The sequence below is a fragment of the Winogradskyella thalassocola genome, from assembly GCF_900099995.1.
Taxonomy (GTDB): Bacteria; Bacteroidota; Bacteroidia; order Flavobacteriales; family Flavobacteriaceae; genus Winogradskyella; species Winogradskyella thalassocola.
In genome coordinates this window covers 204,297-229,372 of record NZ_FNCZ01000006.1, presented here as the reverse complement: position 1 = coordinate 229,372, position 25,076 = coordinate 204,297, and the positions used below count along the sequence as shown (strand labels likewise).

Below are 25,076 nucleotides of genomic sequence, written 5' to 3'. Positions count from 1 at the left end.
TTCATTGTTTTTAAACTGATAGTAATTACCATCAGAATCTGTAACATCAAAAACCTTTTGGCTGATGTCAATTCCAAAATATTTAATATCTTTATTCATAAGAAAATGTTTTTTTGAAAGGACATACTACGCGAGTTTCAACGACTTAAAATCGAGGTCTAAAAGCCTCACAGAACTGTACGAAATCTGTGTAGAAAAGAGAGGGGATTTTCAATGTTGACGAGATCTAAAGTCTCTGCGTGTATATTAACCTTATTCCTCTCTTTTGTCTTTTCTGATTTATGCTTAAATTTAATTAATTGTAAACTTAAGCCGTATATAATTTATTGCTAATTCTAGCCTACTTGCCAAAATCCTCGCAGACTTTCTTGGTCGGTAATAATTTACTAACTTAGTTACTTAACCACGCAACACCCGAGCGCAGCGAATAGGCGAAGTAAACCATATACAAAGCCGTAGGCAGTAATTTCAACAATAACCAATCTACCAAATGAAATCATTCAACAAAGCCTTTCTAATCCTAATTCTATTATCCAGTTGTAAAAAAAATAACGATTATATTTTAAACTCTTTTACAGTTGCTAAAGACACATTAATAATTCGTACTGAAAAACAAAAAGGTGAAAATTTATTTCCATTAGGTGCTGTTCCTATAGAATTTAAAAAGCAGTCAGACACCTTCCCCTATCCAATTAAATATCCAAATCAAATTCAAAATGCTCAACGTTTTTTATTGGAAACTGATTTTCAAGAAAAAGAACATTTTTATGTGGATATTATAAAAGGAATAAAAAATAGGCAGGAAGTATTTTCTGTTGATGAAAATAATAACAAAGACTTAAGTGATGATAAGATTAGACCGATTGAAATAATGAAATGGGACTCTACTGAACCTCTAATAAAGTGTAGATATTTAATTTCAAATGGAAATGAAATTGTAACGGATTCATCTTGGATAAAAATCGGTTTAGTCAATAAACGATTGTTTGTAGGTAGAAGTGAACATTTGTTGGCAAAGTTCAATATTGATAATAATAATTATGAAATTGGGATTATTGAATACAGAAATGCTAGAAGTTTTACTTATGGCCTAGATTCTGAAATATCATTAATTTCTCAAAATGGTAAGAGAATAGATTCAATAAATAAACGTGATTTAAGGAAGTTAGGCGAATTTATAAATCTAAATGGTGCGTCTTATAAATTCGATAGTATATCAAATAATGGAGAGTATATTAGTCTGGTAAAAGAAAAACATACGGAGTCAAAAATTGGAACTCAAGTTGGAATGATTGCACCTGCATTTAAAATTGTTACCACCAAAGGAGATACGATTAACAGTTCAAATTTGTTTAATAAAACAACTATAATCGCTAATTCTTGCGGCTGTGGTGGAGATGTCGAATCAACAAACGCCTTCTATGAAATTCAAAACAATTATAAGGATATAAACGTTCTTCATATAGATTCAAACATTAAAACAAATTTAGACGGACTACATATTGATATGCAGAATACATTCAACCAAGATTTCTATAAAAAATATAGGATGCAATATTGCTCAAGAATGTGTTACGTAATTGGAGATGACAAAAGAATATTAGACAAATTTTTAATTACGGACTGGAAAAATAATTTACCTGAATTAATAAAAGAATAAATCTACTGCCAACAAAGTACCATAGCAAAAAAAAATAACACGCATTAAATATTTTATTCCTTAAATTAGTTCCATAAAACACCTAAACATCCCTATACTAAAACCTAACCACACATTATGAAAAAAATCTTGATCGTAATAATCGTAGTTCTCGCTTCAAACATCGTAAGCGCACAGTTTGTAAAGGAAAAATCAATCAATGCCATAATCGGATACGGCATTAGCGTACCTTATAATAGCTTGGATGACGTAGCTGATAGCGGTATTTACTTTCAAGGAGAACTCGTACTAAAAGTCCGTTCTTGGTTTGAATTAAGACCTTATGCTGGTCTAATTTTAACGAGTTCAAATGGTAAAGATTTAAATAACAATCCTACCGATGAAAAAGCAGAATCCAAAGCCTTTTTACTTGGAGGAAAAGCGAGACTTAGAGCACCAATTCCTTGGGTGGCACCCTATCTTGAACTAGGAATAGGAGCGTCTATCGGTAAATTTGAAACCTTCACATACTACGATTATATTGATAAAGGCGGTATCATCTATCACATCCCATTTGCATTCGGACTAGAATTAGGAAAAAACAATAATGTCGATTTAGGATTTACCTATTACTCTCAACCTTCTGTTAAACAGTTTGTTGGAGCCATGGCGGTAGGAATCACAATTCCATTAAAAAAATAACCTCTTACAACAGAATACGGTTCTAAATCCCAGTTCCAATGCCATACCATAACGCGTCCAAACAAAATAGCGTTATACTAAAATGCTCCCTTTTTCATGCAAAAAACATACATTTCAAAATACAGGTTATAGCGTGGTTATAGTATGCTTATAACGTGGTTAAAGCAAGGTTAAAGCGAGTCATATTAAGGTCTAGACCGGCTTTACCCCAAATCACTAATAATTCACACACTAACTCAACTCATAAACCTGTTACACAACCAAAGAAGACTTACACTACGATTCCATGCAATGGAAAAATCTTCTTAACTTTACACTTGCAAATTATTGAAACCTCCATTATGAAAAACACCCTCCTTATTTTCACTTTTATCCTGACAAGCAACCTAATGATCGCACAAAAAACCATGACCCCAGAATTGTTATGGCAAGTAGAACGCCTTAGTGTTATGGGTTTAGATAGCGAAGGGGCTACCCTATTTTTCACAGTTAAAACACCAAACATAAGCGACAATAGTTACGACTCTAAGTACTTTAAAATGCCTGTAGATGGTGGCACTATCGTCGAAATTAAAAAGGAAGACGTAAAAGCGACAGACAAAAACACCTCTGCAGATGGTAACTATCAGTTATTTAATAACGAAGTTCAAATCGAAAACATAAAGGGTACAGACGTTTATAAGCATCTAGATAAATCTAATGTGTATATATTTTCAGACTTAGACATTCGCCATTGGGATACTTGGAGCGATGGCAACTTCAACCATTTGTTTTATAAAAAAGTAGGTTCAGAAGATGCCACAGGCATTGACATTATGCCTAATGAACCTTACCACACACCTCAAAAACCTTTTGGTGGTGATGAAGATTATATCTGGTCGCCAGACAGCAAAGCCATTTACTACGTCAGCAAAAAACTAAAAGGCAAAGCTTATGCTACCAGTACCAATACGGATATTTACAAATACAACTTAGCCACTAAAACTACGGAGAACATTACAGAAGATAACAAAGGCTACGATACCAATCCGGCGTTTTCTTCAAATGGTGCTTTGGCGTGGTTACAAATGAAAACCGATGGTTACGAAAGTGATAAAAATGACATCATTGTTTTAAACAACGGCATAAAACAGAATTTAACCCAACAATGGGATGGCACTGTAAGAAGCTTTACATGGAGTAACGACGGAAATCATGTGTATTTTACAGCAGCTGTTGATGGGACTATTCAACTTTTTAAAGTGAATTATCCAGGTAAAAAACGTATCGCTCCGGTAGTAGAACAACTTTCTGAAGGACAGTTTGACGTGACCAGTATTATCGCTCAAAAGGACAACACCTTATTGGTGACAAGAACCGACATGAACCATGCGGCTGATATTTATAATTTCAACCTAAAAAAGAAAAGCTTTAACCAACTCACCAACATCAACAAGGATATATACAATAGTGTCGATCTACCTAAAGTCGAAAAACGCTACGTGACTACAACAGACGGTAAGCAAATGTTAGTTTGGGTCATTTTACCTCCTAATTTTGATGCTACAAAAAAGTATCCAACGCTATTATATGCGCAAGGTGGACCGCAATCGGCATTATCTCAGTTTTATTCGTACCGTTGGAATTTCCAACTCATGGCGTCACAAGGCTATATTGTCGTAGCACCTAACCGTCGTGGTATGCCAGGACATGGTGTAAAATGGAATGAAGATATCAGTAAAGATTGGGGAGGACAAGTCATAGACGATTACCTTTCTGCTATTGATGCTATCGCAAAAGAACCCTATGTAGATAACGACCGATTGGGTGCTATTGGTGCTAGTTTTGGTGGCTATTCCGTATTTTATTTAGCAGGAATTCATAACAATCGCTTTAAAACTTTCATTTCTCACGATGGTGTTTTTGATACGAGATCTATGTATGGTACCACAGAAGAATTATTTTTTGTAAACCATGATTTTGGAGGTAACTATTGGGACACCACAAATGAAGCTGCACAAAAGGCTTATAATGAATTTAATCCTGTAAACAAGGTGGCAGAATGGAATACTCCGATGTTAATTATTCAAGGTGGAAAAGATTACAGAGTGCCAATTGAGCAAGGATTAGCTGCTTACCAAACGGCACAACTGCTAGGTTTAAAAAGTAAGTTATTGTATTTTCCTGAAGAAAACCACTGGGTTTTAAACCCTCAAAATGCATTAGTTTGGCAACACGAATTTTTTAAGTGGTTAAAGGAAACCTTATAAAATGTCATACCTTTTAAGCATAAACTGAATTTATTATAACTAACCAACGTCCATAATGAGAAATATAGTAGCAACCATAATTGGTTTTATTGCAGCATCTGTAACCGTTTACATCATCGAAAACCTTATTGGTCATAACCTATTTCCTTTACCAGATGGTGCAGACCCATTAAATATGGATTGGCTAAGCAACAACATGAATAAGATTCCTGTAGGCATCAAAATCTGTGTGGTCATAGCCCATTTCACAGGAGTTCTTATTGGAATGTTTGTAGCTGCCAAAATATCTAAAACCAGTATGGTACCAAGTTACATTGTTGGGGCGCTAATGCTTGCTGCTACATTTTTTAACATCATTATGTTACCAAAAGAACTGTGGTTTACACTTTCAGATGGTGTATTTGCAATTATTGGTTTCTATTTAGGGCATGTAGTAGCCTCTAAAACGATAAACAAACCTAAGGCAATTCATAAAACATAAATACAATAGTGTATTGGTAACTTTTAAATCCTCCTTCAAATAACTAATCAGTGCTTTTAACATGGCAGACAAAATAAGTTTAAAAGACGCGATTTCTATTGGTATAGGTGGTATGGTTGGTGGTGGTATTTTTGCCGTTCTCGGTTTAGCCGTATCCATAGCCCAAGGCGGAACACCTGTAGCCTTTTTATTTGCTGGTATTTTGGCTTTAATTACATCCTATAGTTATGTAAAACTATCGCAACACTATCCTGACCGAGGTGGCACCGTAAAGTTTATTAACCAAGGCTTTGGGGTGTCTATTTTTAGTGGAGCTATTAATAACTTACTCTGGATTAGCTATATTATTATGCTCTCGCTCTACGCTTCTGCTTTTGGATCGTATGCTCCTAATTTATTAGAGTTGACATCAAACACAACAGTCGACTTTCATATTTATGCAAGCGCCATTATCATCCTTGCCACAGCCATAAATTATTATAGTATTGCTGTTGTTGGAAAAATAGAATCTTATGCTGTGATCATAAAACTGATTATACTTTTTGGCTTTATAGGTGTTGGCGCTTATGGTCTCATCGGAAACCCTAACCTATCACAATTGGCCATTTCGCATTGGGAATCTCCAGTGCAATTATTTGCTGCAGGCATGGTGATTTTTGTAGCTTATGAAGGTTTTGAACTTATTGCGAATGCGGCTCCAGATATTATCAACCCAAAAAAGAACATCCCTAGAGCTTATTATGGCTCTGTTATTTTTGTTATTGTGTTATACATTATCATTGCCATAGTCACCGTTGGCTCATTGCCTTTTGATACAATTGCCACAGCAGAAGATTACGTATTAGCAGAAGCAGCAAAACCGATGTTAGGACAAATAGGATTTACCATTATTACGATTGCAGCGCTCATCTCTACATTCTCTGCGATAAATGCCTCCTTATATGGAGGTAGTCGTGTTAATTTTGAAATTGCAGAAGATGATGAATTACCACATCACTTTACATCTAAACTTTGGAATCAACCCATTGGTTTACTAGTCACAGCTATTTCGACTTTAGTTTTAGTGAATATATTAGATTTAGAAAGTATATCCACTGCCGGAAGTGTTGGGTTTATCATCATTTTTGGCATCGTTAATTTTGTGGGTTTCAAAACCTCTAAAGACACGAGTAGTAATAAAATAATTCCGATCGTTGGTTGTACACTTTGTGTTTTAGCCTTAGTGATATTAATCAATCAACAGTACAAATCGAACCTTACAGGTGTGCTCGTTTCTGGGGCAATTATTGCTTTATGCTTTATTGCGGAATGGATTTTTAAAACTTCTGAAAAGCGAAGAAAAAGCTAAGACAGCTTTAAAAGTAAATTAGGATCAGGACAGTTTGCTTTATAAAAGGCTAAATCGAGTTGATTACTCACGCCTGGATAATCTCCGCTAAAATCTTGGATATCTTTTATAATCTGAAAGTGTAAATGAGGAGGATAATCGCCATTAACCTCAGCGGTTCCCAGTGTTGCGATTAGGTCTCCTTGGGTTACTTCTACTCCAACTTCTAAATCTTGAATTGAAGTCAAGCTTAAATGCCCATATAAGGTATAAAATTCAGCACCTTCAATATGATGTTTTAAAATAATGGTTGGTCCATAATCTCCATGATTGGTATTGTTTTTAAAACTATGAATTGTTCCATTTAAAGGAGCGTAAATTGGAGTATGAGCCTCTATCCACAAATCCATACCTAAATGAATATTGCGTTCTTCCTCAGGATTTTGTTGATTAAAATAGGTGCTACGTTGGTAGATGCCACGCTTTTCCAAATAACCTCCATAAGCGATTTTGGCACCATTGGTTTTGATATACTTCCAAATAAAGCGTTCTAAATCATCTGAAGATGATACGTTAACGGCTTTTAATTCCGGATTATGAATTGATAAATCGAGTGTAATAAAATCGTTAGAAGTACGATCAGCGTCCAACAACGAATGTGGTTGGAGTGAATTTAAAAAGGCTTCGAAAGTGAGAAATGACATAAAAACAAAATTTCCATAAAAATAGAAAATCTATCTCATGGAAAACTGAATGTGAGTTTAATAATAAATTAAAAATCGAAGATTCGTCGCAGTCAATAAACAAATAGATGTCAACTACACGCAACCAGACATTATAATTACGCTTTAATTAATAATCACATTACTAAATTTAGCATTCACCATAATATTTCGGTTAGAACTTTGTCCTTCAGGATAATTACGAAGTGTTTTTTGCGTCGTTGCCTTATTATTGTACTTAGAACGGTTACCTTTAAAATAAAGGGTATAATCTATATCTTTTGGCAAATTAATAAGGGCATCACTATTTTCTAAAACTAAATTGAGATTTTTAAAAGTAGCACTTAAATTGGAAATCTTTAAATCGCCAAAACTCCCATCAATAATAGCCGTGTCTATTAAATTGCCTACAGTTACATTAGACGATTTAGAATTTAGCACTAAATTTTGAGCCGTTTTAATCTGAGCTTTATCCACAAAATTAAGATTTAAAGTCCCTAAATTCCATGTATTTACCATTACTGGAGAATAGGATACATTGATGGAAGTCTCGCTTCCATCAATGTATTCTGCTACTAAAAATGAATGTGAAATATCACCTTTCATATTATGTATTGCAGCTGTTATTTTTAATTCACCATGCCTAATATTAGTCTTTAGTTTGGCTTTCTTAGGGATTTTAATTTTAATCACCTTTTTTACTTTGCTATTATTTCCTGATTCTAATCGCTTCACCAAAATAGACGCTCTTTTATCCGCCAAATATTCATGCCGTTTTGCAAGTGCTTCCTGGCGTTTTTCCATTGACTCACCTCTCTTCTCCATGGCTTCAGCACGCTCCTCCATTTGTTTCGCTAAATTTTCTCCCCAAACTTCCATTTTCTCTTCCCATTCTTTTCCGAATTTCTCTCCAAATTCCTCTCCCCATTTTTCTATATCCTTACCGTAAATTTTGCCAAATTTCTCTCCCCATTCTTCCATATCTTTTGCCCACTTACCTTCAAAACGCTGACCGTACTTTTCACCCCATTTTTGCATTTTTTCTTGGTATCCTGACTCTCCAAATTTACGTGCCCAATCTTCCATTTTTTTCTGAAATTCTTTACCACCTTTCTTTTCATACTTTTTGCTCCATTCGGCTAAGTATTTTTCACCATCTTTTTGATATTCTTCGTAATCAAATTCTATAGTCGTAATGCCTTTTGGCAACTCAGGTAATTTTGGCATTATAGGCATTTCTGGCATTTCTGGTATCAATGGCATTTCTGCTATTGAAGGCATCATCGGCATCATTGGCATTTCTGGCATTTCTGGTAATTCGATTAATCGGTACTCTAATTCTGCTAAAGCATTAGAATATTCTGAATGCGGAAATAAGGCAGAACCACTCCCTCCTGTTGAAGATATAAGCACCCTATTACTAGACCCTTCTACTTTCAGATTCCAGTTTTCTAAAGCTTGTTTTAATTCGGCATCAGATAATTTATCGCCTTCAATATAAGCCTCAACTTCCACCACATCTTTATTCCATGTATCTATTTCTATCTCTACATAACTGGTGTTTAAATCGACAACGACCTCTTTGTTCACTTTGATAGATTGTGATGTTTTAGTCATCTTTTTTTGTGCATAACCAAACGTGGTTATAAGGCACATTACTAAAATTCTAATTGTGTTCATAATTTTTGATTTTTAGAAATACCCAATAAGCTGAATATAATCTGTTCGTTTTTTGATTTAATTGATTGATTGATTGATTGATTGATTTTATACTACTTTGACTGCGCTTAGCGTGGCACCACTTTAAACACTTTCTTCAGAAAATACATCGTCATTAAACTCTTTTAGTTTTTCTTTAAGTCGCATTACTAAATTGAGTCTAAATTTTAAATTATTAATTAAAGCATCTAAAGTGGCTTCATTGGGGCCATTGGTATTTAACTCAATGGTTAAGGCTTTATATTCATCGTTTAACTCTTTTAGCCGTTCCACATACCCATCAAATAATTCCTTATTCTCAGGGGTGAGTTGCACTTTAGATAATTCTAAATTAATGCTAGCTAAATAGTAATCTTCCACCTTTTTTAAACTCGGAGATACATCTCCTAAAGATTTTAGTTCTGCATCAACAATTTTAGTTGGCTCAACTGTTTCTGAAGGAGTTTGAAAATATTGATACCCTCCATAACTTAAGCCTAAAAGCAATACCACACTTGCAGCGATATTTAAAAAGCTAAATCTGTGAGTTGATTTTCGCTCCTTTGGAAACTCATTTTCTAATTTTTCAAGAAAACGTGCTTCATGACCTTCAGACATTTTTGTCTGCTGATCTTTTGAGTCTTCTTCAAATAAATTTCTAAGATCTTGTGCCATTTTTTTCTAATTTTAATGCGTCTTTTAATTTTTGTTTTCCTCGCGATAATTGTGTTCGAGATGCGATTTCAGAAATACTTAAAATTTCAGATATTTCTTTGTGATCGTAACCCTCTATTAAATACAATAGCACCACAACCTTATATTTTTCGGGTAAGGCTGCTATCGCTAATTTTACGTCTTCAACGGTAATATCATCTTCAACAGTCCAATCCATTTCGTTGTTGTCTTCAATCACACTTAAGTGATGCTCTTCTAATTCAACCAAACGCTGTTTTTTAGCCTTTAAAACATCAATACATCTATTGATGACAATGCGTTTTAACCACGCCCCAAAACTGACTTCAGCTTTAAAATGTTCTAATTTAGAAAACGCATTTATAAACGCTTCTTGTACAACATCTTCCGCCTCCATTCTATCTTTAACAAATCGAAGTGCGACAATTAACATGCCGTTACAGTATTGATTGTACAATTGCATCTGCGCTTGTCTATCGTTCTGTTTGCATTTTTCAACAATATGAATTTGAAACGTACTGATTTTGGTTTTGGTTTTTGATTGGTTACACATTAAAGACGACACAAAAATTGAAGTGTTGCAAGAATCTTAAAAAAAGTTTTCAATTTTATAAGATTTAGATAAAATTCAACGTTTGACATCCATAAAGTTAGGGATTTGAATTATCTTTAAATCTTGAATGCATAAGTTTGCACTTTCATTTTTAACCCGAATTATTTAAGATTAACAACTATGTTAAAACGCCTCCTTATTATCTTATCTATTTTAGCTTTAGGTTTGCTATTATATTCTGTATTTGTTGAAGATATTTTTTCCCCTCCCTTAAGTCCAAAAGATACTGCCGAAATATCACTTAACGATTTAACTCTTAAAGTAGAATATAATAGACCTGCAAAACGTGATCGAGATATTTTTGGGGCATTGGTACCATTCGACAAAGTATGGCGAACAGGTGCAAACGAAGCGACTACTTTTGAAACCAATCAAAGATTACTCATTGATGGCATAATATTAAATAAAGGGAAATATACCATTTGGACCGTACCAATGAAAGACAAATGGAAAGTCATGTTTAACTCTAAACAATACGATTGGGGTGTTGATGAAAAAATGGAACCAATGTGGGATCCCAACTACGATGCACTTGAGTTGCTTGTTCCTGCTCAAGAATTAGATGTTACTGTAGAACGCTTTACCATTGCTTTTGATAATAAGACAGGTCATTTAAAATTAACTATGGCTTGGGACAATACCTTAATTGAAGTCCCAATTGAAGTTAAAGAAGCAAAAATCTAAAAATAAATTAATTGCAAAGTGGCAAAGAAAAACAAGACATACAAATCTGCTTTGCATGAACAAGATGGTGTTCAATCGCCAAATAGTTTAAGCCCTAATGTCGCTAAAATTATAAAAGCGAATCGAAAAAAAATCATTTCAGTTGATGATCTAGTGTCTGGTATTCTCTCAGGAAATATAACGGCTTTAAGTAGAGCCATTACCTTAATCGAAAGTACCAATCCTTCACATACTAAAAAAACAAACGAGATTATAACTAAATGTTTACCTTATTCTAATACCTCTATTAGAATAGGAATTACAGGTGTTCCCGGTGTGGGTAAAAGCACCTTTATTGAAGCTTTTGGAATTCACCTCACGTCTTTACAAAAAAAAGTAGCTGTTTTAGCCGTAGACCCAAGTAGTAGTTTAAGTCAAGGTAGTATTTTGGGAGACAAAACTAGAATGGTAGATTTAGTAAAAAATGAAAATGCGTTTATACGCCCTTCTCCTTCCGGAAATTCTTTAGGAGGTGTCGCTAGAAAAACACGTGAAACAATTATTCTATGTGAAGCTGCTGGTTTTGATACTATTATTATTGAAACTGTTGGAGTTGGACAAAGTGAAACCGCAGTACATAGTATGGTCGATTTCTTTTTATTACTAAAACTCGCTGGAGCTGGTGATGAACTACAAGGCATAAAACGGGGCATTATAGAAATGGCAGATGCTATTGTGATTAACAAAGCCGATGGTGACAATTTAAAAGCCGCTAAAATGGCTAAAGTAGAATTTAATAGGGCATTGCATTTATATCCTGCAAAATCTTCAGAATGGACACCAAAAGTAACTCTATGCAGTGCCCTGGAACGTGAAGGTATACCTGAAGTTTGGAATATGATTGAAGATTATACTAAAACCACATCAGAGAATCAGTATTTTGAAACCAACAGAAATAATCAGAATAAATTTTGGCTACTCCAAACAATTGAAGACCGTTTAAAGTCTGATTTCTACAACGCCTCCAAAATTAAATTGGCATTACCTCAGCAAATTAAACTGGTTGAAGTTGGTAAAACAACGCCATTTGCTGCTGCTGAGTATTTGCTTTCGCTTTAATTAACACATCAAAAAAATTCCATTCAAAAATGAAGCAGACTGAAATGACTTTAGGTATTACGATACTACTATTAATGATATTACGATTATTCTTTACGTATCCTTATGCCGCATTATTAATTTCCTTACTTACCTTATTATTGGCAGTACTTTACTTTGTGTTGAGCTTTGGTCTTTTAAATCAAATAAGATTTAGGAATTTATTTAAAAAAGAATCTTACAAAGACATTAGCATATTGCGAATAATCGGAACTATAGGTACTGGCTTTGTTTTATCATTAATTTCAATTAGTGTTTTATTTAAATTTCAAAGATGGCCTTATGGAAATTTAAATCTATTGATAGGCTTAGTCAGCTTATTACCAATTCTTGCTATTGTCATTTTTAAATTTTTTACACATAAAAACAAATTTTACAGAATACTTTTAATTCGTCTTTCAATATTTTTTGCCGTTGGCGTCTTGTTTTACTTAACAAAACCGGAAACGCTATTAGAACTAAAATTTAGAGATTCCCCAGACTATGTAGAAGCCGTAAAGAATGAGATGAACGATCCTGAAAATATGGAATTACAGGAAATAACAGATAAAACACGATTAAAAATGGATTCCTCTAAGTAAACCGTTTGCTCTAAGAATTTCTATAGAATACACATTAAATCACAAGACCTTGCTGCCGTATAAAAAAACAATACTTTTGTACAGACAAAGCTATAGACCGCATGACGTACCAATTCACCATCATAGTTCCCGTTTATAATGAAGAGGATAATTTACAACGTGTAGAATCAGAACTACTAAAATATCTTCAAATTGCTAAGGTTACAACGTCTGTACTCTTTGTTAATGATGGCTCTAGTGATGATAGTCAAGCAGTAATTGAGGCTATTTGTGATCGCAATGATGCATTTGAATACATCTCATTTAAAGAAAACAGAGGTTTAAGCGCTGCTATAAAAGCGGGTTTTGACAATGTTGATTCAGAATTAGTTGGTTATATAGATTCCGATTTACAAACTACGCCAGAAGATTTCAATATCCTTTTAGACCATATTGATTCTTATGAATTAGTTACAGGAGTACGTTCTAATCGAAAAGATTCTTTTGTTAAAAGTATGTCGTCAAAAATCGCAAACGGTATAAGACGTGCTTTTACGCATGATGGAATGATTGATACAGGTTGTCCGCTGAAAATTATTAAAACAGATTATGCTAAACGCATTCCCATGTTTAGAGGACTACATCGCTTTTTACCTGCTATGATAATGCTTCAACATGGACGGGTGACTCAAATTACAGTCCGACATTTTCCCAGAATAGCTGGTACTGGAAAATTTGGATTTTGGAACCGATTATTTGGTCCTCTAATAGATTGTTTTGCCTATTTATGGATGAAGAAAAAATACATTAATTACGAGATTTCTAAATCGAGTAAATGATAGAATTAACTATTATAAAACACAGAAATTCAATTTGAAAGACTGGATTATTTACAGCATCGGATTCTTAGCTCAGATTCTATTTTCTTCTCGGCTCATCATTCAATGGATCACTTCAGAAAAGCAACGTAAAGTTAGTTCCCCAAAAGCATTTTGGATACTCAGCTTAGTAGCGTCTTTCTTATTGTTTATTTATGGGTACTTGCGCTTAGATTTCGCTATTATGTTGGGGCAGAGTTTGACGTATTATATATATATTCGAAACTTACAGCTGCAAGGTCAATGGCAAAAATTCCCTAAAATTATACAGTATTTACTTTTTATTGTTCCGATATTAATCGTTGTATTCTATTATAATAACAATAAAATTGATGTCGAGTTACTTTTTCAAAATACAGATATTCCTACATGGCTATTGGCATTAGGTATTATTGCCCAAGTTATTTTCACGCTTCGTTTTGTATATCAATGGGTTTATTCTGAACGCAACAAAGCATCTATTTTACCAATGGGATTTTGGGTACTAAGTTTAATTGGCGCATGTTTAATATTAGCGTATGCTATTATAAGAAAAGATCCTGTGTTATTTGTAGGTCATTTATTTGGTGTGGTGATTTACGCTCGTAACACGTATTTAATTAAACAAGCAACAGATAAAGATTATTGAAAATTTCTAAGTCTTAATTACTTAAGCTCTGTAATTATGATAGAAGTTTTGCTATAAATTAAGTTCTATTAAGCGATATATTTTTTGAAAATATAGTTGTACAGTTTATAGAATCCAAAACCCGAAAGTCCACCAAAAGTCATGCCACATAACAGGTCTAAAGGATAGTGAACACCGACATAAACGCGACTATAAGCAACAACTAAACTCCAAACTAATAAGAGATAAATTAAGTTCTTTAAATAAGGTCTTAATAACAAACCAGCGAAGATGGCAGCCGCCATTGAGTTAGAAGCATGACCAGAGAAAAAACCATATAAACTACAACGTGGTGCAACAAAACGTGTTAAATCCATAACACCTTCTGCTCTACATGGTCTTGGGCGTTCAAAAGAAAGCTTAAAAAGGTTTGTAATTTGATCTGTAAAGGCAATCATTCCTGCCACAATAACTACCGCAAGTATTAATGCTTTATAACCCAGTTTTTTATAAATTAAAAACAACAATAAAGCATATAAAGGGAAAGAGGTTAGTTTATTGGTGATTACCAACCATAAACCATCCCAAGTTTCAGACCCTAAATTATTGAGGTATAAAAAAAGTTCTTTATCGTACTCTATAAGTTGTTCTAGCATTAATCGTCGTATCTCGCAATTTCTCTATCGTAAAACTCGGTAGCTTGCTGAATATAGTTTTCAGTTTCAGTTTCTAGTTCCTTCTCATCGTGCTGATCAAATTCTTCAAACCACTCTACTTCATCATCTTCAAGATTAATTATAAAACGAGGAAATTCAGTATGTATAATAAATATGGCGTTAGGATAATCTGTATTGTCGCCTAATATGAATTTTGGTAATTCCATTTTTTTTGAATTTTGTGTTTGAAAGTCTGCAGTTTTTCAACTTAAGCTGCAAATATATAGATTTTGAATGAGCTACTCGAGTAATATTGAAATATCAAAACACTCGTTAAGATTATGCCTTAATTTGATGATTTAACGATAAGTTTTTTAGTCAGTAGATTAAACCGTATAAACAAAAGAATAGCTGCTACTGTTAAACCTGCAATGAGCCCAATCCAAATACCTAAACTACCATAAGCTTCTGCTTTTCCTAAATAATAACTAATTGGAAAACCGACAACCCAATACGAAATAAAGGTAATTATAGTTGGCATTTTTACATCTTGCAACCCACGCAGTGCACCAAGAGCAATCACTTGAAGACTATCACTTATCTGAAACACCGCTGCCGCTAACAATAAAGTTGCAGCAATACTTACAACTTCTGCCGTATCCATTGCATTTTTCGGATCATCTAAATCCACATACAAATCTGGAAGTAATTGATGGAAGGCCACAAACAGTAAAGCAAAAATCACTGCGAAAATAAAGCCCACAAAAAATATAGATTCCGCAATACGTTTTAACGCTGTAAAATCATTTAATCCTTTTTGGTTCCCTACCCTAACCATTGCCGCAACACTTAATCCTGTGGCTACCATAAACGTCATAGACGATAGGTTTAATGCGATTTGATTTGCAGCTTGTGCATTGGCACCTAGAGTTCCACTTAACCATATGGCTGCCGTAAAAATACCGACTTCAAAAAACATTTGCATGGCACTTGGAAGTCCTAAATTACTTAGTTTTCTTATAGGCCGTTTACTTAATTGAAAGAACTTTATATTAGTGACATAGGCTTTTGATTTTTCACGTTTTGCTAGTAACCACCATAAATAAGCGACCATAACAAAACGAGAAACTAAGGTCCCAACTGCTGCACCAACAATTCCCATTTCAGGAAAACCAAACTTTCCAAAAATCAACACATAGTTAATGGCGACGTTGAGTAAATTGGCAACTATTGTTGCATACATGGGGTATTTGGTTAGCGACAATCCGTCGCTAAATTGCTTAAAGGCTTGAAAAATAATCAATGGTACTAATGAAAATGCTACCAAATCTAAATACGGAATAGCTAAATCGACCACTTCTTCTGGCTGATCCATAATATACATTAAAGGTTTAGCAAACAACAAGATACCGAATAAAACTAATCCTAAAACTGTACAAAGAAAAAGACCATGCTTAAACACAGATTTTCCTTTTTCAAAATTTTTCTCAGTATCAGCTTCTGCCACTAAAGGGGTAATTGCCGTAGAAAACCCAATTCCGATAGACATGGCTATAAAAATAAAGCTGTTCCCTAAAGAGACTGCAGCCAATTCCGTTGCACCCAATTGGCCAACCATGATATTATCTATAAAACTCACAAAAGTATGACCAAGCATACCCAACATCACAGGAGATGCGAGCTTAAGATTGTATCTAAATTCTTTAGTGTAGTTGCTTAAAACCATGGCGCAAAAGTAATACTTCCATTTAGTTTTAAGAATGAATTATTTAGTAAATAATAGGCGTATTTTGAAATTATAACAAGACGCGATTAGCTCTTAAAATAAAAGGTTATTAATCAATTCTTTTTGCTTGCGTTAAAAAAGAGAGGCCTTGCTGACCAGATGTGGATGTCATTACCCCTTCAAAAATAGGTTCAGGAGAATTTTTAGGTGTCTGCCAATCAAAAATAAAGTTACCACCTGTACCACCTGCAATATCCACTTCATTAATAACAATATCTAAAGTTTCCATTGGAGTTAAGTAAACCGGTTTCTCAAAATACGTTTTTAATAAGGCGCCATGTGTATCAAAGTAATCTATTTTAGATAAGTATAGCGTGTCATTAGCACTTGTATTTCTTATACTTATCATAGCAGTAAGATTATACATTTTATGCTGAGAATAGCTATAAATTTGAGAATAAACGGATAGATATGATTTTCCGGATTCTAAAGAATCTGTAAGTTTAAGATTTGCTTGTCGTGCACTCCAATTAATTTTTTCGTACCCATCATCATTCAGCCCTTCATTACAAGAATAAAAACCATAAAGCACTATAAATAAAACTATTATTCTTTTCATATGTGATAATTTAATTCTTTTAAAATCGTATTGCTTCGCATTATTTTATCCACTTAATGATACTGATAAATTTTAAAACTACAAATAAAAACTAAACAATAATATTTACTCAACTGAAGCGCAATACTAATTTTAACCTATCAGCGTTTTATCAAGGATCATATTAACTTCATTTAAGCTGTCTTCATTATCTAATAAAAGTACTAAAGTATCATTAGCTTCAATAACCGTAGAACCTCCTGGACGTACAAATTTATTATTTCGTTTTATCATTACAATAAATGCTGAATTAGGAAAATGTAAATCTATAATTCGTTTATGTACTGCAAAACTATCAGGCGGTATTAAGATTTCCTCCATTGCTGATTTAGGCAAATTAAGAATGTAGCGGTCGTTCTCTGCAATAGGTTTCACTTCTTCTGGTAGAGCCACATTTAACCATTTCGCAAAAAGAGATAAGGTTGTTCCTTGAATTAAAACAGAGGTCACTGAAATAAAGAAGACAATATTAAATATCATGTTAGCTTTATCAATGCCTGCCAAAAGCGGATAGGTCGCAAATACTATCGGAACGGCACCACGTAAACCAACCCAGGAAATATAAAAGCGCCTTCTCATTTTCATCTTGAAAAACATGAGACTTATCAACACCGCTGCAGGTCGCGCCACAAGAATAAGGAATACTGAGATTAACAACCCAATTCCCATGTAAGGAATAATTTGAGACGGAAACACAAGCAAACCTAAAGTAAGGAATAATACAATTTGCATTAACCATGCTATTCCATCAAACATTTTTAAAATTGTCGACTTATGAATTAAATCTTGGTTTCCTAAATACACAGCACAGATATAGATGGCAAGAAATCCATTTCCTCCGACAAAATCAGTTGCTGAAAATGTAATAAACATCAGCGCAATAACTAAAACAGGATAAAGTCCTTCGAAACCTAATTTAATTCTATTAATAATAATCTTACTCAATTTACCAAAGGCGAAACCAGCAATACCACCTAAGATCATCTGTTGAAAAAACATAAAAATCATAGTAGGAACACTCTGGTCTTGATTTATTACTAAACTTAAACATGCCAAGGTTAACACATAAGCCATGGGATCATTACTTCCACTTTCTAACTCTAATGTTGGTCTTAAGTTTGTTTTTAATGCTAAATTTTTTGAACGCAAAATAGAAAATACAGCTGCCGCATCTGTAGAAGACACAATGGATCCCAACAACATACTTTCATAAATTGTGAAATCGGTTACAAACCAAACAAATGTTCCCAATGTTGCTGCAGTTAGAAAAACGCCAAGTGTAGATAAAACAAGCCCTTCTTTAAGAATGGGTTTTATAGCTTTGAAATTAGTATCTAGACCACCTGAAAACAATATAAAGTTAAGAGAAACAATACCTATAAACTGTGCTAATTTAGGATCATCAAAACGAATACCACCAATACCATCCGAACCGGCTAGCATTCCTATAGCCAAAAAAAGTATTAATGTTGGAACACCAAATTTATAAGATGTCTTACCTACAATAATACTTATAAAAAGTAATAGCGAACCTATTAAGAGGATGTTTTCAGTGGTTAAATTCATACATTACTAATTAAGATTAGCAAGCGCAAATTTAGGTTTTTTATTAAAAAAAAGTGAGTAAATATGAGTTTTAAAACGTAGTGATTCAATAAATTATCAACTTATAAAAAATAGAGCTAGATTAACTTTTTATGGTAAAACAAAACCACTTTAATTACCATATCTATAGTGACTTAAACGGATTTTAATTATCCGTAAATCTCAAAGCCAATTATAATGTAATTAAGGCTTTCTTAGCTTCCTCAAACTCACGTGTTATCTCCTCTACAATCTCAGCAACCGGTTTCACATCGTGAATTAAACCTGCTATTTGACCTATTTCTAATTCCCCATCGTCTAAATTACCTTCAAACATACCACGTTTGGCTCTAGCTCTTCCTAATAATTCTTTGAGTTGCTCTGTAGATGGACTGGTTTTATAAAGTTCTTGTAAGTCGTTGTAGAATTTATTTTTTATTAATCTAACAGGAGCTAATTCTTTTAAGGTTAGTTGTGTATCTCCTTCTTTAGCATCAACAACAACTTGCTTAAACGCTTGGTGCGCTGAAGATTCTTCACTCGCAACAAATCGACTTCCCACCTGTACTCCATCGGCACCCAGAATCATACAGGCTAACATGGCTTTTCCTGTGGCAATACCACCTGCTGCAATTAAAGGAATTTCAAGTTGTTCCTTTACCATTGGTATCAATGTCAACGTTGTAGTTTCATCTCTTCCATTATGTCCTCCGGCTTCAAAACCTTCTGCAACAACAGCATCGACGCCAGCGTCTTGCGCTTTTAAGGCGAACTTTACACTACTTACCACATGCACTACTGTAATGCCTTTGTCTTGTAACCATTTGGTCCAAGTTTTAGGATTTCCAGCAGAGGTAAAAACAATTTTCACACCCTCTTCAACAATGATATCCATGATTTCTTGAACATTTGGATACAACATGGGCACATTAACACCAAATGGTTGATCCGTTGCTGCTTTACATTTTTGAATGTGTTCTCGTAAAACGTCTGGATACATGGAACCTGCTCCGATTAACCCTAATACACCTGAGTTACTTGCAGCTGAAGCTAATCTCCAACCACTGTTCCAAATCATTCCAGCTTGGATGATTGGATATTTTATATTGAAAAGTGACGTGATTCTATTTGCCATTAGTGTTTTATAAATTTGAACGTTTTTGAAATAGATTTAGTTGAAAGTTTGATGATATATAATCCTGAAGCTAAACCCGAAACATTAATAGATTTAGAATTTTCATTTATAAATTGATTCAAAATTTCTTGACCTAATTGGTTATAAATCGAAACCTCTAATTGGTTTACTATAGAAAGTAGTATTACATTCAAGTTCGATTTTACCGGATTCGGGTAAATTCTAAAATCCTCAAAAGGTTCTTCATCCAGAGATAATGCTAAGTTCTTTGCTAATTCTAAATCTGGGATTCCGTATCCTAAAAAATCATCAGGATCAGTATATTGTGAAGCCGATTGCCTTACATAATCCATAATTTCAGTTGGTAAAGCATTCGGAATAGCTTGCCACAACGCTGCAATACCGCCACAAAGAATGGGCCCACTGAACGATGTTCCATTATTCTGAACAATAGTATTATTTTCATTAATCACATAAGCCAATCCTGCTCTAGCAACTACATCCGGTTTTTGATAACCTACTTGCGCAGCGCCTCCTTGCGAACTAAAAGTAACATAATCACCATCAGCATTTACACCTCCTATAGACAAGACATTTGGCGAATCTGCAGGTGCACCAACTGTTTGCCAATCTGTGGCTCCAGAATTACCTGCACTTACAACCACTAAAATTCCTTTTTCAACTGCAATAGAAGCGCCTTTAGAAATAAAGGCTGTTTCACCATTCATATCTGCAGGTGTATAATTGTAATTAGAATTATCAAAGGTTTGATATCCCAAGGACGTATTAATCATATCTACACCTAAACTATCTGCACGCTCCGCAGCTTCTACCCAATAACTTTCTTCTACAGGATTTTCACTTCCGGCATCTTCTGTTCTAAACACATAATATGATGCTTCTGGTGCAGTTCCAACATATTCATCTTCAACAAAACCAGCCATAGTACTCAACACTTTAGTGCCATGATTACTACCTATAAAGTCATATACCTCTGAAGTTCGATCTACAAAATCGTAACCCCCTAATAAGTCTCCATTATCGCGTAACCGTTGAAATGCGTCTATTGTATTCACCCCCGGAAATCCTGCATCCATAACTGCAATTGTAATCCCATCTCCTGTAAAATCAGCCAAATGAAGATGGTCTACATTAATCATTTCTACCTGATTTTGAGTATCCCCATAAGTAAAAGCAATCGTTTCGTCTTCGGTTTCTGTTTTGTTTAATCTTGAATTGCTTCTTGAAGATGTATTCAAATTTTGATTAGCAAAATCAATACTTTCAACATATGTTAGATTGCCTAGGGCATTTATATCATCTTCTGTCCCTCTAATATGAACGGCATTAAACCATTTCGATTTAGCCAAGACGGTGATTCCTGTTTGAGATTTTAAATCTGAAATATAGGTTTCGTTTACTGGAACATCACGTTCATCAATAGCAATATTATGATTCTGTTTTCTATCTATGGCCTTTTGAGTAAGAATACTGGTAGGATTAGCTATTGAAGCTGCAACGTTTGGTTTGTCTATTAGGTAAATCCATGCGTCTTCTTGCGCAAAACTCTTCGTGATAAAAATTAAAAGTAGTATTGTAAAAATGTTTTTCATAAAACTATACATCTAACTTGTTCTCGATATAATTTTTAACCAAAAAAAAATTAAAAATTACCCGAACTGACGACTTCTATTTCATCTATCAGAAAAATGATATTAAAGGCAAGTTAAGAAATAACTCCTGATCCTAATAATTCATCTTTTAAATACCATGCGACAAATTGACCTTCTGTAATTGCGGATTGTTTGTTTTCAAATTCCACATACATACCTGAAGCGACTTTATGCAAAATTGCTTTTTCTAAGGTTTGTCTGTAGCGAATTCTCGCCATGACTTCCATGGTTTCACCTTCGTTTATGGCTAAATCTTCGCGCACCCAATGCAATTCTTCGTTCGTCACAAACAATACATTTCTGTATAAACCAGGATGTTGTTTTCCTTGCCCTGTATAGATTATATTGTCTTTTACATCTGTATCTATTACAAATAAAGGTTCTACAGTACCACCAACCCCTAAACCTTTTCGTTGGCCTTTAGTAAAATAATGTGCACCTTGATGTTTACCTACCACTTTTCCGTCTGTTAGAGTATAGGTTGGTTTTTTTGATAAAGCTTCCAACTCATGTTCTTTTGAATCGAACTTTGGAAGCGCTTCATTGTAAATTTCAAACGTATCTGCCACTTCAACAATATCTCCCACCTTCGGTTTTAATTGTTGTTGTAAAAACTCTGGTAATCTTACTTTCCCTATAAAACACAAACCTTGAGAATCTTTCTTTTCGGCTGTAATTAAATCTTGTGCTTTGGCAATCTCTCTTACTTCTGGTTTTAATAATTCGCCAATAGGAAATAAAGCTTTCGCTAATTGCTGTTGCGATAATTGGCACAAAAAATAAGATTGATCTTTATTATCATCTGCACCAGCTAGCAACTGATGGATTTGTTTTCCGTCTTTTTCAATCGTTCCTTTTCTGCAGTAGTGACCTGTAGCGACATAATCTGCACCTAATTCTAAAGCGATATCCATAAAGACATCAAACTTTATTTCGCGATTACAAAGTACATCTGGATTTGGTGTGCGTCCTTTTTCATATTCGTTAAACATGTAATCTACAATACGCTCTTTGTATTGCACACTTAAATCTACCGTTTGAAAAGGAATGCCTAATTTATCTGCGACCAACATGGCATCATTGCTATCTTCTAACCACGGACATTCATCTGAAATGGTCACAGAATCATCGTGCCAATTTTTCATAAAAAGTCCAATAACTTCGTAGCCTTGCTCTTTTAAAAGATAAGCTGCAACACTAGAATCTACTCCTCCCGAAAGTCCTACGATGACTCTTTTCATATTAATTACCTGCAAAAGCAGGTATCACTTTTAATTAATAATTAGATGCTTTTTTAAAAACACCCCTAAAGTCCCCTTAAGGGGACAATTTAAAACATGAATATTAAATATTCATAACGTTTTAGTTCGAAAAACTTAGGCAAAATTACAAAATAAAAAAGGCAATCCTATTAAGATTGCCATTCTGAAATTCTATGTGATGTATAGCCTTAAACTATTCCTTTTTTGAAATTACTTCTTGTGTCGTATGGTTTATTTCTTTGTTTAGTTTTCCGTCTTCATAATACTTCCAAATTCCTTTTTTCTGACTATTACTATAATTACCTTCTGAAGTTATATCTCCAAGAGCATCATAATTAATCGTTTTGCCTTCTAACTCTCCAACTATATAATGGGTATGTCTTAGCAAAACACCTTTCTCTGAAAACCATTTAGATTCACCATCGAGTTCTCCATTTTTATAATGTGCACTTTCTGCAACACCTCCGTTTTTAAAATATACAAAACGTTCTCCTTCAAGTAAACCGTCCTCATTATAATTTTCTTCAATCATTTTTATTGAAGAATTTTTATGATAGAACGTCCATAGTCCGATAAATCGCTTGCCATTCATTTTACCTTCACTAATCACTTTTTTAGTAGATGCTATAAACGTAACATCAGCAATACTATCTGTTTCATTAAATACCTTTATAGCACTCAAAACACTTTTACCTCCGGATAAGGTGTAGAATTTAAACGAGTCAATTTCTTTTCCATGTTTAAAAACTCCTTCGTAACGTTTTTCTTTGGTTTTATGGTAATTTTTAGTCCAAAAACCGTGTCGTAGTCCGTCTTTATCCAATTGATTTACCGGATTTTGAGCAAGGGCAGATGTTAAAAATAGTGTTAAAGTGAAAAGTGCGCAAACTTTTTGTTTAATCATTTTGTAATTTTGTTAAACAAACCGGTCGAGGTTTGAATGTTGAACAATATAAAACTCAAAACAATGAAAATTATTTTAAAAAACTTCAAATTACTTTCAGTATTTCTATTGGTTATAGGATTTACTTCTTGTAGTGATGATGATGACAACGTAACAACACCAGCTACAACTACAGTTATAGATGTAGCATTAGAGAACAATTTAACATCTTTAGCTGCCGCTTTACAAGCTACCGATTTAGTAACTACTTTACAAGGTGAAGGACCTTTTACGGTTTTTGCGCCTACAAATGATGCATTTACTCAATTATTAAATGACACAGGTTTAGATTTAGATAATTTATCTACGGCTGAAGAAGCATTAGTAAAAAACATTCTATTAAATCACGTTATTATAGGTGCTACTGTAACGTCTACAGATTTAGTGAATGCTGGATCAGGATATACGAATACCGCTGCAACAGGGCCAAACGAAGCCAATCTTAGTTTATACTACACAACATCTAATGGAGTGATGTTGAATGGATCTTCAACCGTTACAAATGCAGATAACACTGCAACAAACGGTATTGTTCATATTGTTGACGAAGTTATTGGTTTACCAACTATTGCAACGTTTGCAACAACCAATCCTGCTTTATCAAATTTAGTAGCTGCTTTACAATTGGCTGACAGTGGTACACCTACAGTACCTTATATCGCTACAGTATCCGATGCAACTGCTGGACCATTCACTGTATTTGCTCCTTCAAATGATGCTTTTGCTGATTTATTATTAGAGTTAGATCCTTCTGGAAATACTGCTCTTGGTGATTTAGCCCCAGCAACAGTTGATGCTGTTTTAACATATCATATTGTAAGTGGTAATGTGCAATCTAGTGGTTTACCAAATGGAACTGTTACAACTTTAGGAGGTAACATAACTGCTGATAATACGGCATTTACATTAACAGATCCTAATGCGCGTGTAAGTAATATTGTAACGAGCCTTGTAGATATTCAATCTATTAATGGTGTGGTACATGTTATAGACAAAGTACTTTTACCAATGCAATAAAATTAAAAAATTGAGGTAGACATCCTCATTTTTATTAGGTTGATTAATTAGTTAGGAAAAGGCTCAAACGGTTAAAGGTTTGGGTCTTTTTTATTCTAATACTTTAGAAAAATAAATTCGACGATGACCTTTTGGAAAATTCTTAATTTCACCAATAACATCATAGCCATTTTTTATATAAAACTCTTCTGCTTGAAAATCAAAAGTATCTACTATTGCGATGCTCACACCTCGCTTTATAGCTTTATTTTCAAGATGTTTTAATAAGGTTCTTCCTAAACCTTGATTTCTGTAGTCTTCATCTATCCAAAGTATTTTAATTTCTAAACCATTCCAATAATTGATTCCCGCTAAAACACCGCCAATGACCTTGTCTTTCTCATTTTTTATACTAAATTCTAATCGTGTCCATATATCTGAGCAGCTACCTTA

25 protein-coding genes are annotated in these 25,076 nt (G+C 34.0%); 11 read left to right on the top strand and 14 right to left on the bottom strand.

Features of this window, described 5'->3' with window-relative positions; genetic code table 11:
* Positions 1-490 precede the first annotated feature (490 nt).
* The 5 genes from BLT80_RS14590 (at position 491) to BLT80_RS14570 (ending at position 6,419) form a co-directional block, all read left to right on the top strand.
* Positions 491-1,660 (top strand): hypothetical protein, encoded by a 1,170-nt coding sequence (locus BLT80_RS14590; protein WP_092469251.1) that lies wholly within the window; start codon positions 491-493, stop codon positions 1,658-1,660.
* A 117-nt stretch (positions 1,661-1,777) separates the two neighbouring features.
* Positions 1,778-2,341: a hypothetical protein gene (locus BLT80_RS14585; RefSeq protein ID WP_092469249.1), complete on the top strand. Its 564-nt coding sequence runs from the start codon at positions 1,778-1,780 to the stop codon at positions 2,339-2,341.
* Between the two features lie 341 nt (positions 2,342-2,682).
* Positions 2,683-4,590, top strand: a complete 1,908-nt coding sequence (locus BLT80_RS14580) for a S9 family peptidase (RefSeq protein ID WP_092469247.1) — start codon at positions 2,683-2,685, stop codon at positions 4,588-4,590.
* A gap of 55 nt (positions 4,591-4,645) precedes the next feature.
* Positions 4,646-5,071, top strand: coding sequence for a hypothetical protein (locus BLT80_RS14575; protein WP_092469245.1), 426 nt, complete (start codon positions 4,646-4,648; stop codon positions 5,069-5,071).
* A gap of 61 nt (positions 5,072-5,132) precedes the next feature.
* On the top strand, positions 5,133-6,419 hold the full coding sequence (locus BLT80_RS14570; protein ID WP_092469243.1) for an APC family permease: 1,287 nt from the start codon (positions 5,133-5,135) through the stop codon (positions 6,417-6,419).
* On the opposite strand, the gene BLT80_RS14565 is transcribed toward BLT80_RS14570, so the two are convergent.
* The 4 genes from BLT80_RS14565 to BLT80_RS14550 all read right to left on the bottom strand — a co-directional run bounded on the left by BLT80_RS14565 (position 6,416) and on the right by BLT80_RS14550 (position 10,064).
* Complete coding sequence (locus BLT80_RS14565) at positions 6,416-7,102, bottom strand: peptidoglycan DD-metalloendopeptidase family protein (protein ID WP_092469241.1); 687 nt, start codon at positions 7,100-7,102, stop codon at positions 6,416-6,418. The genes BLT80_RS14570 and BLT80_RS14565 overlap by 4 nt on opposite strands.
* 144 nt (positions 7,103-7,246) lie before the next feature.
* The gene (locus BLT80_RS14560; protein WP_092469239.1) at positions 7,247-8,800 is read right to left on the bottom strand and encodes a hypothetical protein; all 1,554 of its coding nucleotides are present in this window, start codon (positions 8,798-8,800) and stop codon (positions 7,247-7,249) included.
* 123 nt (positions 8,801-8,923) lie between these two features.
* On the bottom strand, positions 8,924-9,493 hold the full coding sequence (locus BLT80_RS14555) for a hypothetical protein (RefSeq protein WP_092469237.1): 570 nt from the start codon (positions 9,491-9,493) through the stop codon (positions 8,924-8,926).
* Positions 9,477-10,064 carry an RNA polymerase sigma factor gene (locus BLT80_RS14550; protein WP_092469235.1) on the bottom strand — a complete coding sequence of 196 codons (588 nt, stop codon included), beginning with the start codon at positions 10,062-10,064 and terminating at the stop codon, positions 9,477-9,479. The genes BLT80_RS14555 and BLT80_RS14550 overlap by 17 nt, the downstream gene beginning before the upstream one ends.
* Positions 10,065-10,244: 180 nt before the next feature.
* Here BLT80_RS14550 and BLT80_RS14545 point away from each other — a divergent pair, with 180 nt between their 5' ends.
* From BLT80_RS14545 to BLT80_RS14525, 5 genes are all read left to right on the top strand, one after another.
* Positions 10,245-10,808: a DUF2911 domain-containing protein gene (locus BLT80_RS14545; RefSeq protein WP_092469233.1), complete on the top strand. Its 564-nt coding sequence runs from the start codon at positions 10,245-10,247 to the stop codon at positions 10,806-10,808.
* An 18-nt stretch (positions 10,809-10,826) separates the two neighbouring features.
* Positions 10,827-11,906 carry a methylmalonyl Co-A mutase-associated GTPase MeaB gene (gene meaB / locus BLT80_RS14540; protein WP_092469231.1) on the top strand — a complete coding sequence of 360 codons (1,080 nt, stop codon included), beginning with the start codon at positions 10,827-10,829 and terminating at the stop codon, positions 11,904-11,906.
* A 29-nt stretch (positions 11,907-11,935) separates the two neighbouring features.
* Positions 11,936-12,526 (top strand): hypothetical protein, encoded by a 591-nt coding sequence (locus tag BLT80_RS14535; protein WP_092469229.1) that lies wholly within the window; start codon positions 11,936-11,938, stop codon positions 12,524-12,526.
* Positions 12,527-12,627: 101 nt separating this feature from the next.
* Entirely contained in the window at positions 12,628-13,344 is a 717-nt protein-coding gene (locus BLT80_RS14530) for a glycosyltransferase (protein WP_092469227.1), read from the top strand.
* 34 nt (positions 13,345-13,378) lie between these two features.
* Positions 13,379-14,011: a lipid-A-disaccharide synthase N-terminal domain-containing protein gene (locus tag BLT80_RS14525; protein ID WP_092469225.1), complete on the top strand. Its 633-nt coding sequence runs from the start codon at positions 13,379-13,381 to the stop codon at positions 14,009-14,011.
* Between the two features lie 68 nt (positions 14,012-14,079).
* On the opposite strand, the gene BLT80_RS14520 is transcribed toward BLT80_RS14525, so the two are convergent.
* The 9 genes from BLT80_RS14520 to BLT80_RS14480 form a co-directional block, all read right to left on the bottom strand.
* The gene (locus BLT80_RS14520) at positions 14,080-14,646 is read right to left on the bottom strand and encodes a phosphatase PAP2 family protein (protein ID WP_092469223.1); all 567 of its coding nucleotides are present in this window, start codon (positions 14,644-14,646) and stop codon (positions 14,080-14,082) included.
* Positions 14,646-14,873 carry a hypothetical protein gene (locus BLT80_RS14515; protein WP_092469221.1) on the bottom strand — a complete coding sequence of 76 codons (228 nt, stop codon included), beginning with the start codon at positions 14,871-14,873 and terminating at the stop codon, positions 14,646-14,648. The genes BLT80_RS14520 and BLT80_RS14515 overlap by 1 nt, the downstream gene beginning before the upstream one ends.
* A 119-nt stretch (positions 14,874-14,992) precedes the next feature.
* On the bottom strand, positions 14,993-16,372 hold the full coding sequence (locus tag BLT80_RS14510; protein ID WP_092469219.1) for an MATE family efflux transporter: 1,380 nt from the start codon (positions 16,370-16,372) through the stop codon (positions 14,993-14,995).
* A gap of 109 nt (positions 16,373-16,481) precedes the next feature.
* Positions 16,482-16,991: a DUF3124 domain-containing protein gene (locus tag BLT80_RS14505; RefSeq protein WP_092469217.1), complete on the bottom strand. Its 510-nt coding sequence runs from the start codon at positions 16,989-16,991 to the stop codon at positions 16,482-16,484.
* Between the two features lie 132 nt (positions 16,992-17,123).
* Positions 17,124-18,596 carry a potassium/proton antiporter gene (locus BLT80_RS14500; protein WP_092469215.1) on the bottom strand — a complete coding sequence of 491 codons (1,473 nt, stop codon included), beginning with the start codon at positions 18,594-18,596 and terminating at the stop codon, positions 17,124-17,126.
* A 211-nt stretch (positions 18,597-18,807) separates the two neighbouring features.
* Positions 18,808-19,749: an NAD(P)H-dependent flavin oxidoreductase gene (locus BLT80_RS14495; protein WP_092469213.1), complete on the bottom strand. Its 942-nt coding sequence runs from the start codon at positions 19,747-19,749 to the stop codon at positions 18,808-18,810.
* Positions 19,749-21,362 (bottom strand): S8 family serine peptidase, encoded by a 1,614-nt coding sequence (locus BLT80_RS14490; protein WP_092469279.1) that lies wholly within the window; start codon positions 21,360-21,362, stop codon positions 19,749-19,751. The genes BLT80_RS14495 and BLT80_RS14490 overlap by 1 nt, the downstream gene beginning before the upstream one ends.
* Positions 21,363-21,475: 113 nt before the next feature.
* Complete coding sequence (gene mnmA / locus BLT80_RS14485) at positions 21,476-22,663, bottom strand: tRNA 2-thiouridine(34) synthase MnmA (protein WP_092469211.1); 1,188 nt, start codon at positions 22,661-22,663, stop codon at positions 21,476-21,478.
* A gap of 214 nt (positions 22,664-22,877) precedes the next feature.
* A complete protein-coding gene (locus BLT80_RS14480; protein WP_092469209.1) occupies positions 22,878-23,588 on the bottom strand; it encodes a toxin-antitoxin system YwqK family antitoxin in 711 nt (236 codons plus the stop codon).
* 63 nt (positions 23,589-23,651) lie between these two features.
* Here BLT80_RS14480 and BLT80_RS14475 point away from each other — a divergent pair, with 63 nt between their 5' ends.
* Positions 23,652-24,644, top strand: coding sequence for a fasciclin domain-containing protein (locus tag BLT80_RS14475; protein WP_245710273.1), 993 nt, complete (start codon positions 23,652-23,654; stop codon positions 24,642-24,644).
* Between the two features lie 90 nt (positions 24,645-24,734).
* On the opposite strand, the gene BLT80_RS14470 is transcribed toward BLT80_RS14475, so the two are convergent.
* Positions 24,735-24,989 carry a GNAT family N-acetyltransferase gene (locus BLT80_RS14470; RefSeq protein ID WP_245710274.1) on the bottom strand — a complete coding sequence of 85 codons (255 nt, stop codon included), beginning with the start codon at positions 24,987-24,989 and terminating at the stop codon, positions 24,735-24,737.
* Between the last annotated feature and the right edge of the window lie 87 nt (positions 24,990-25,076).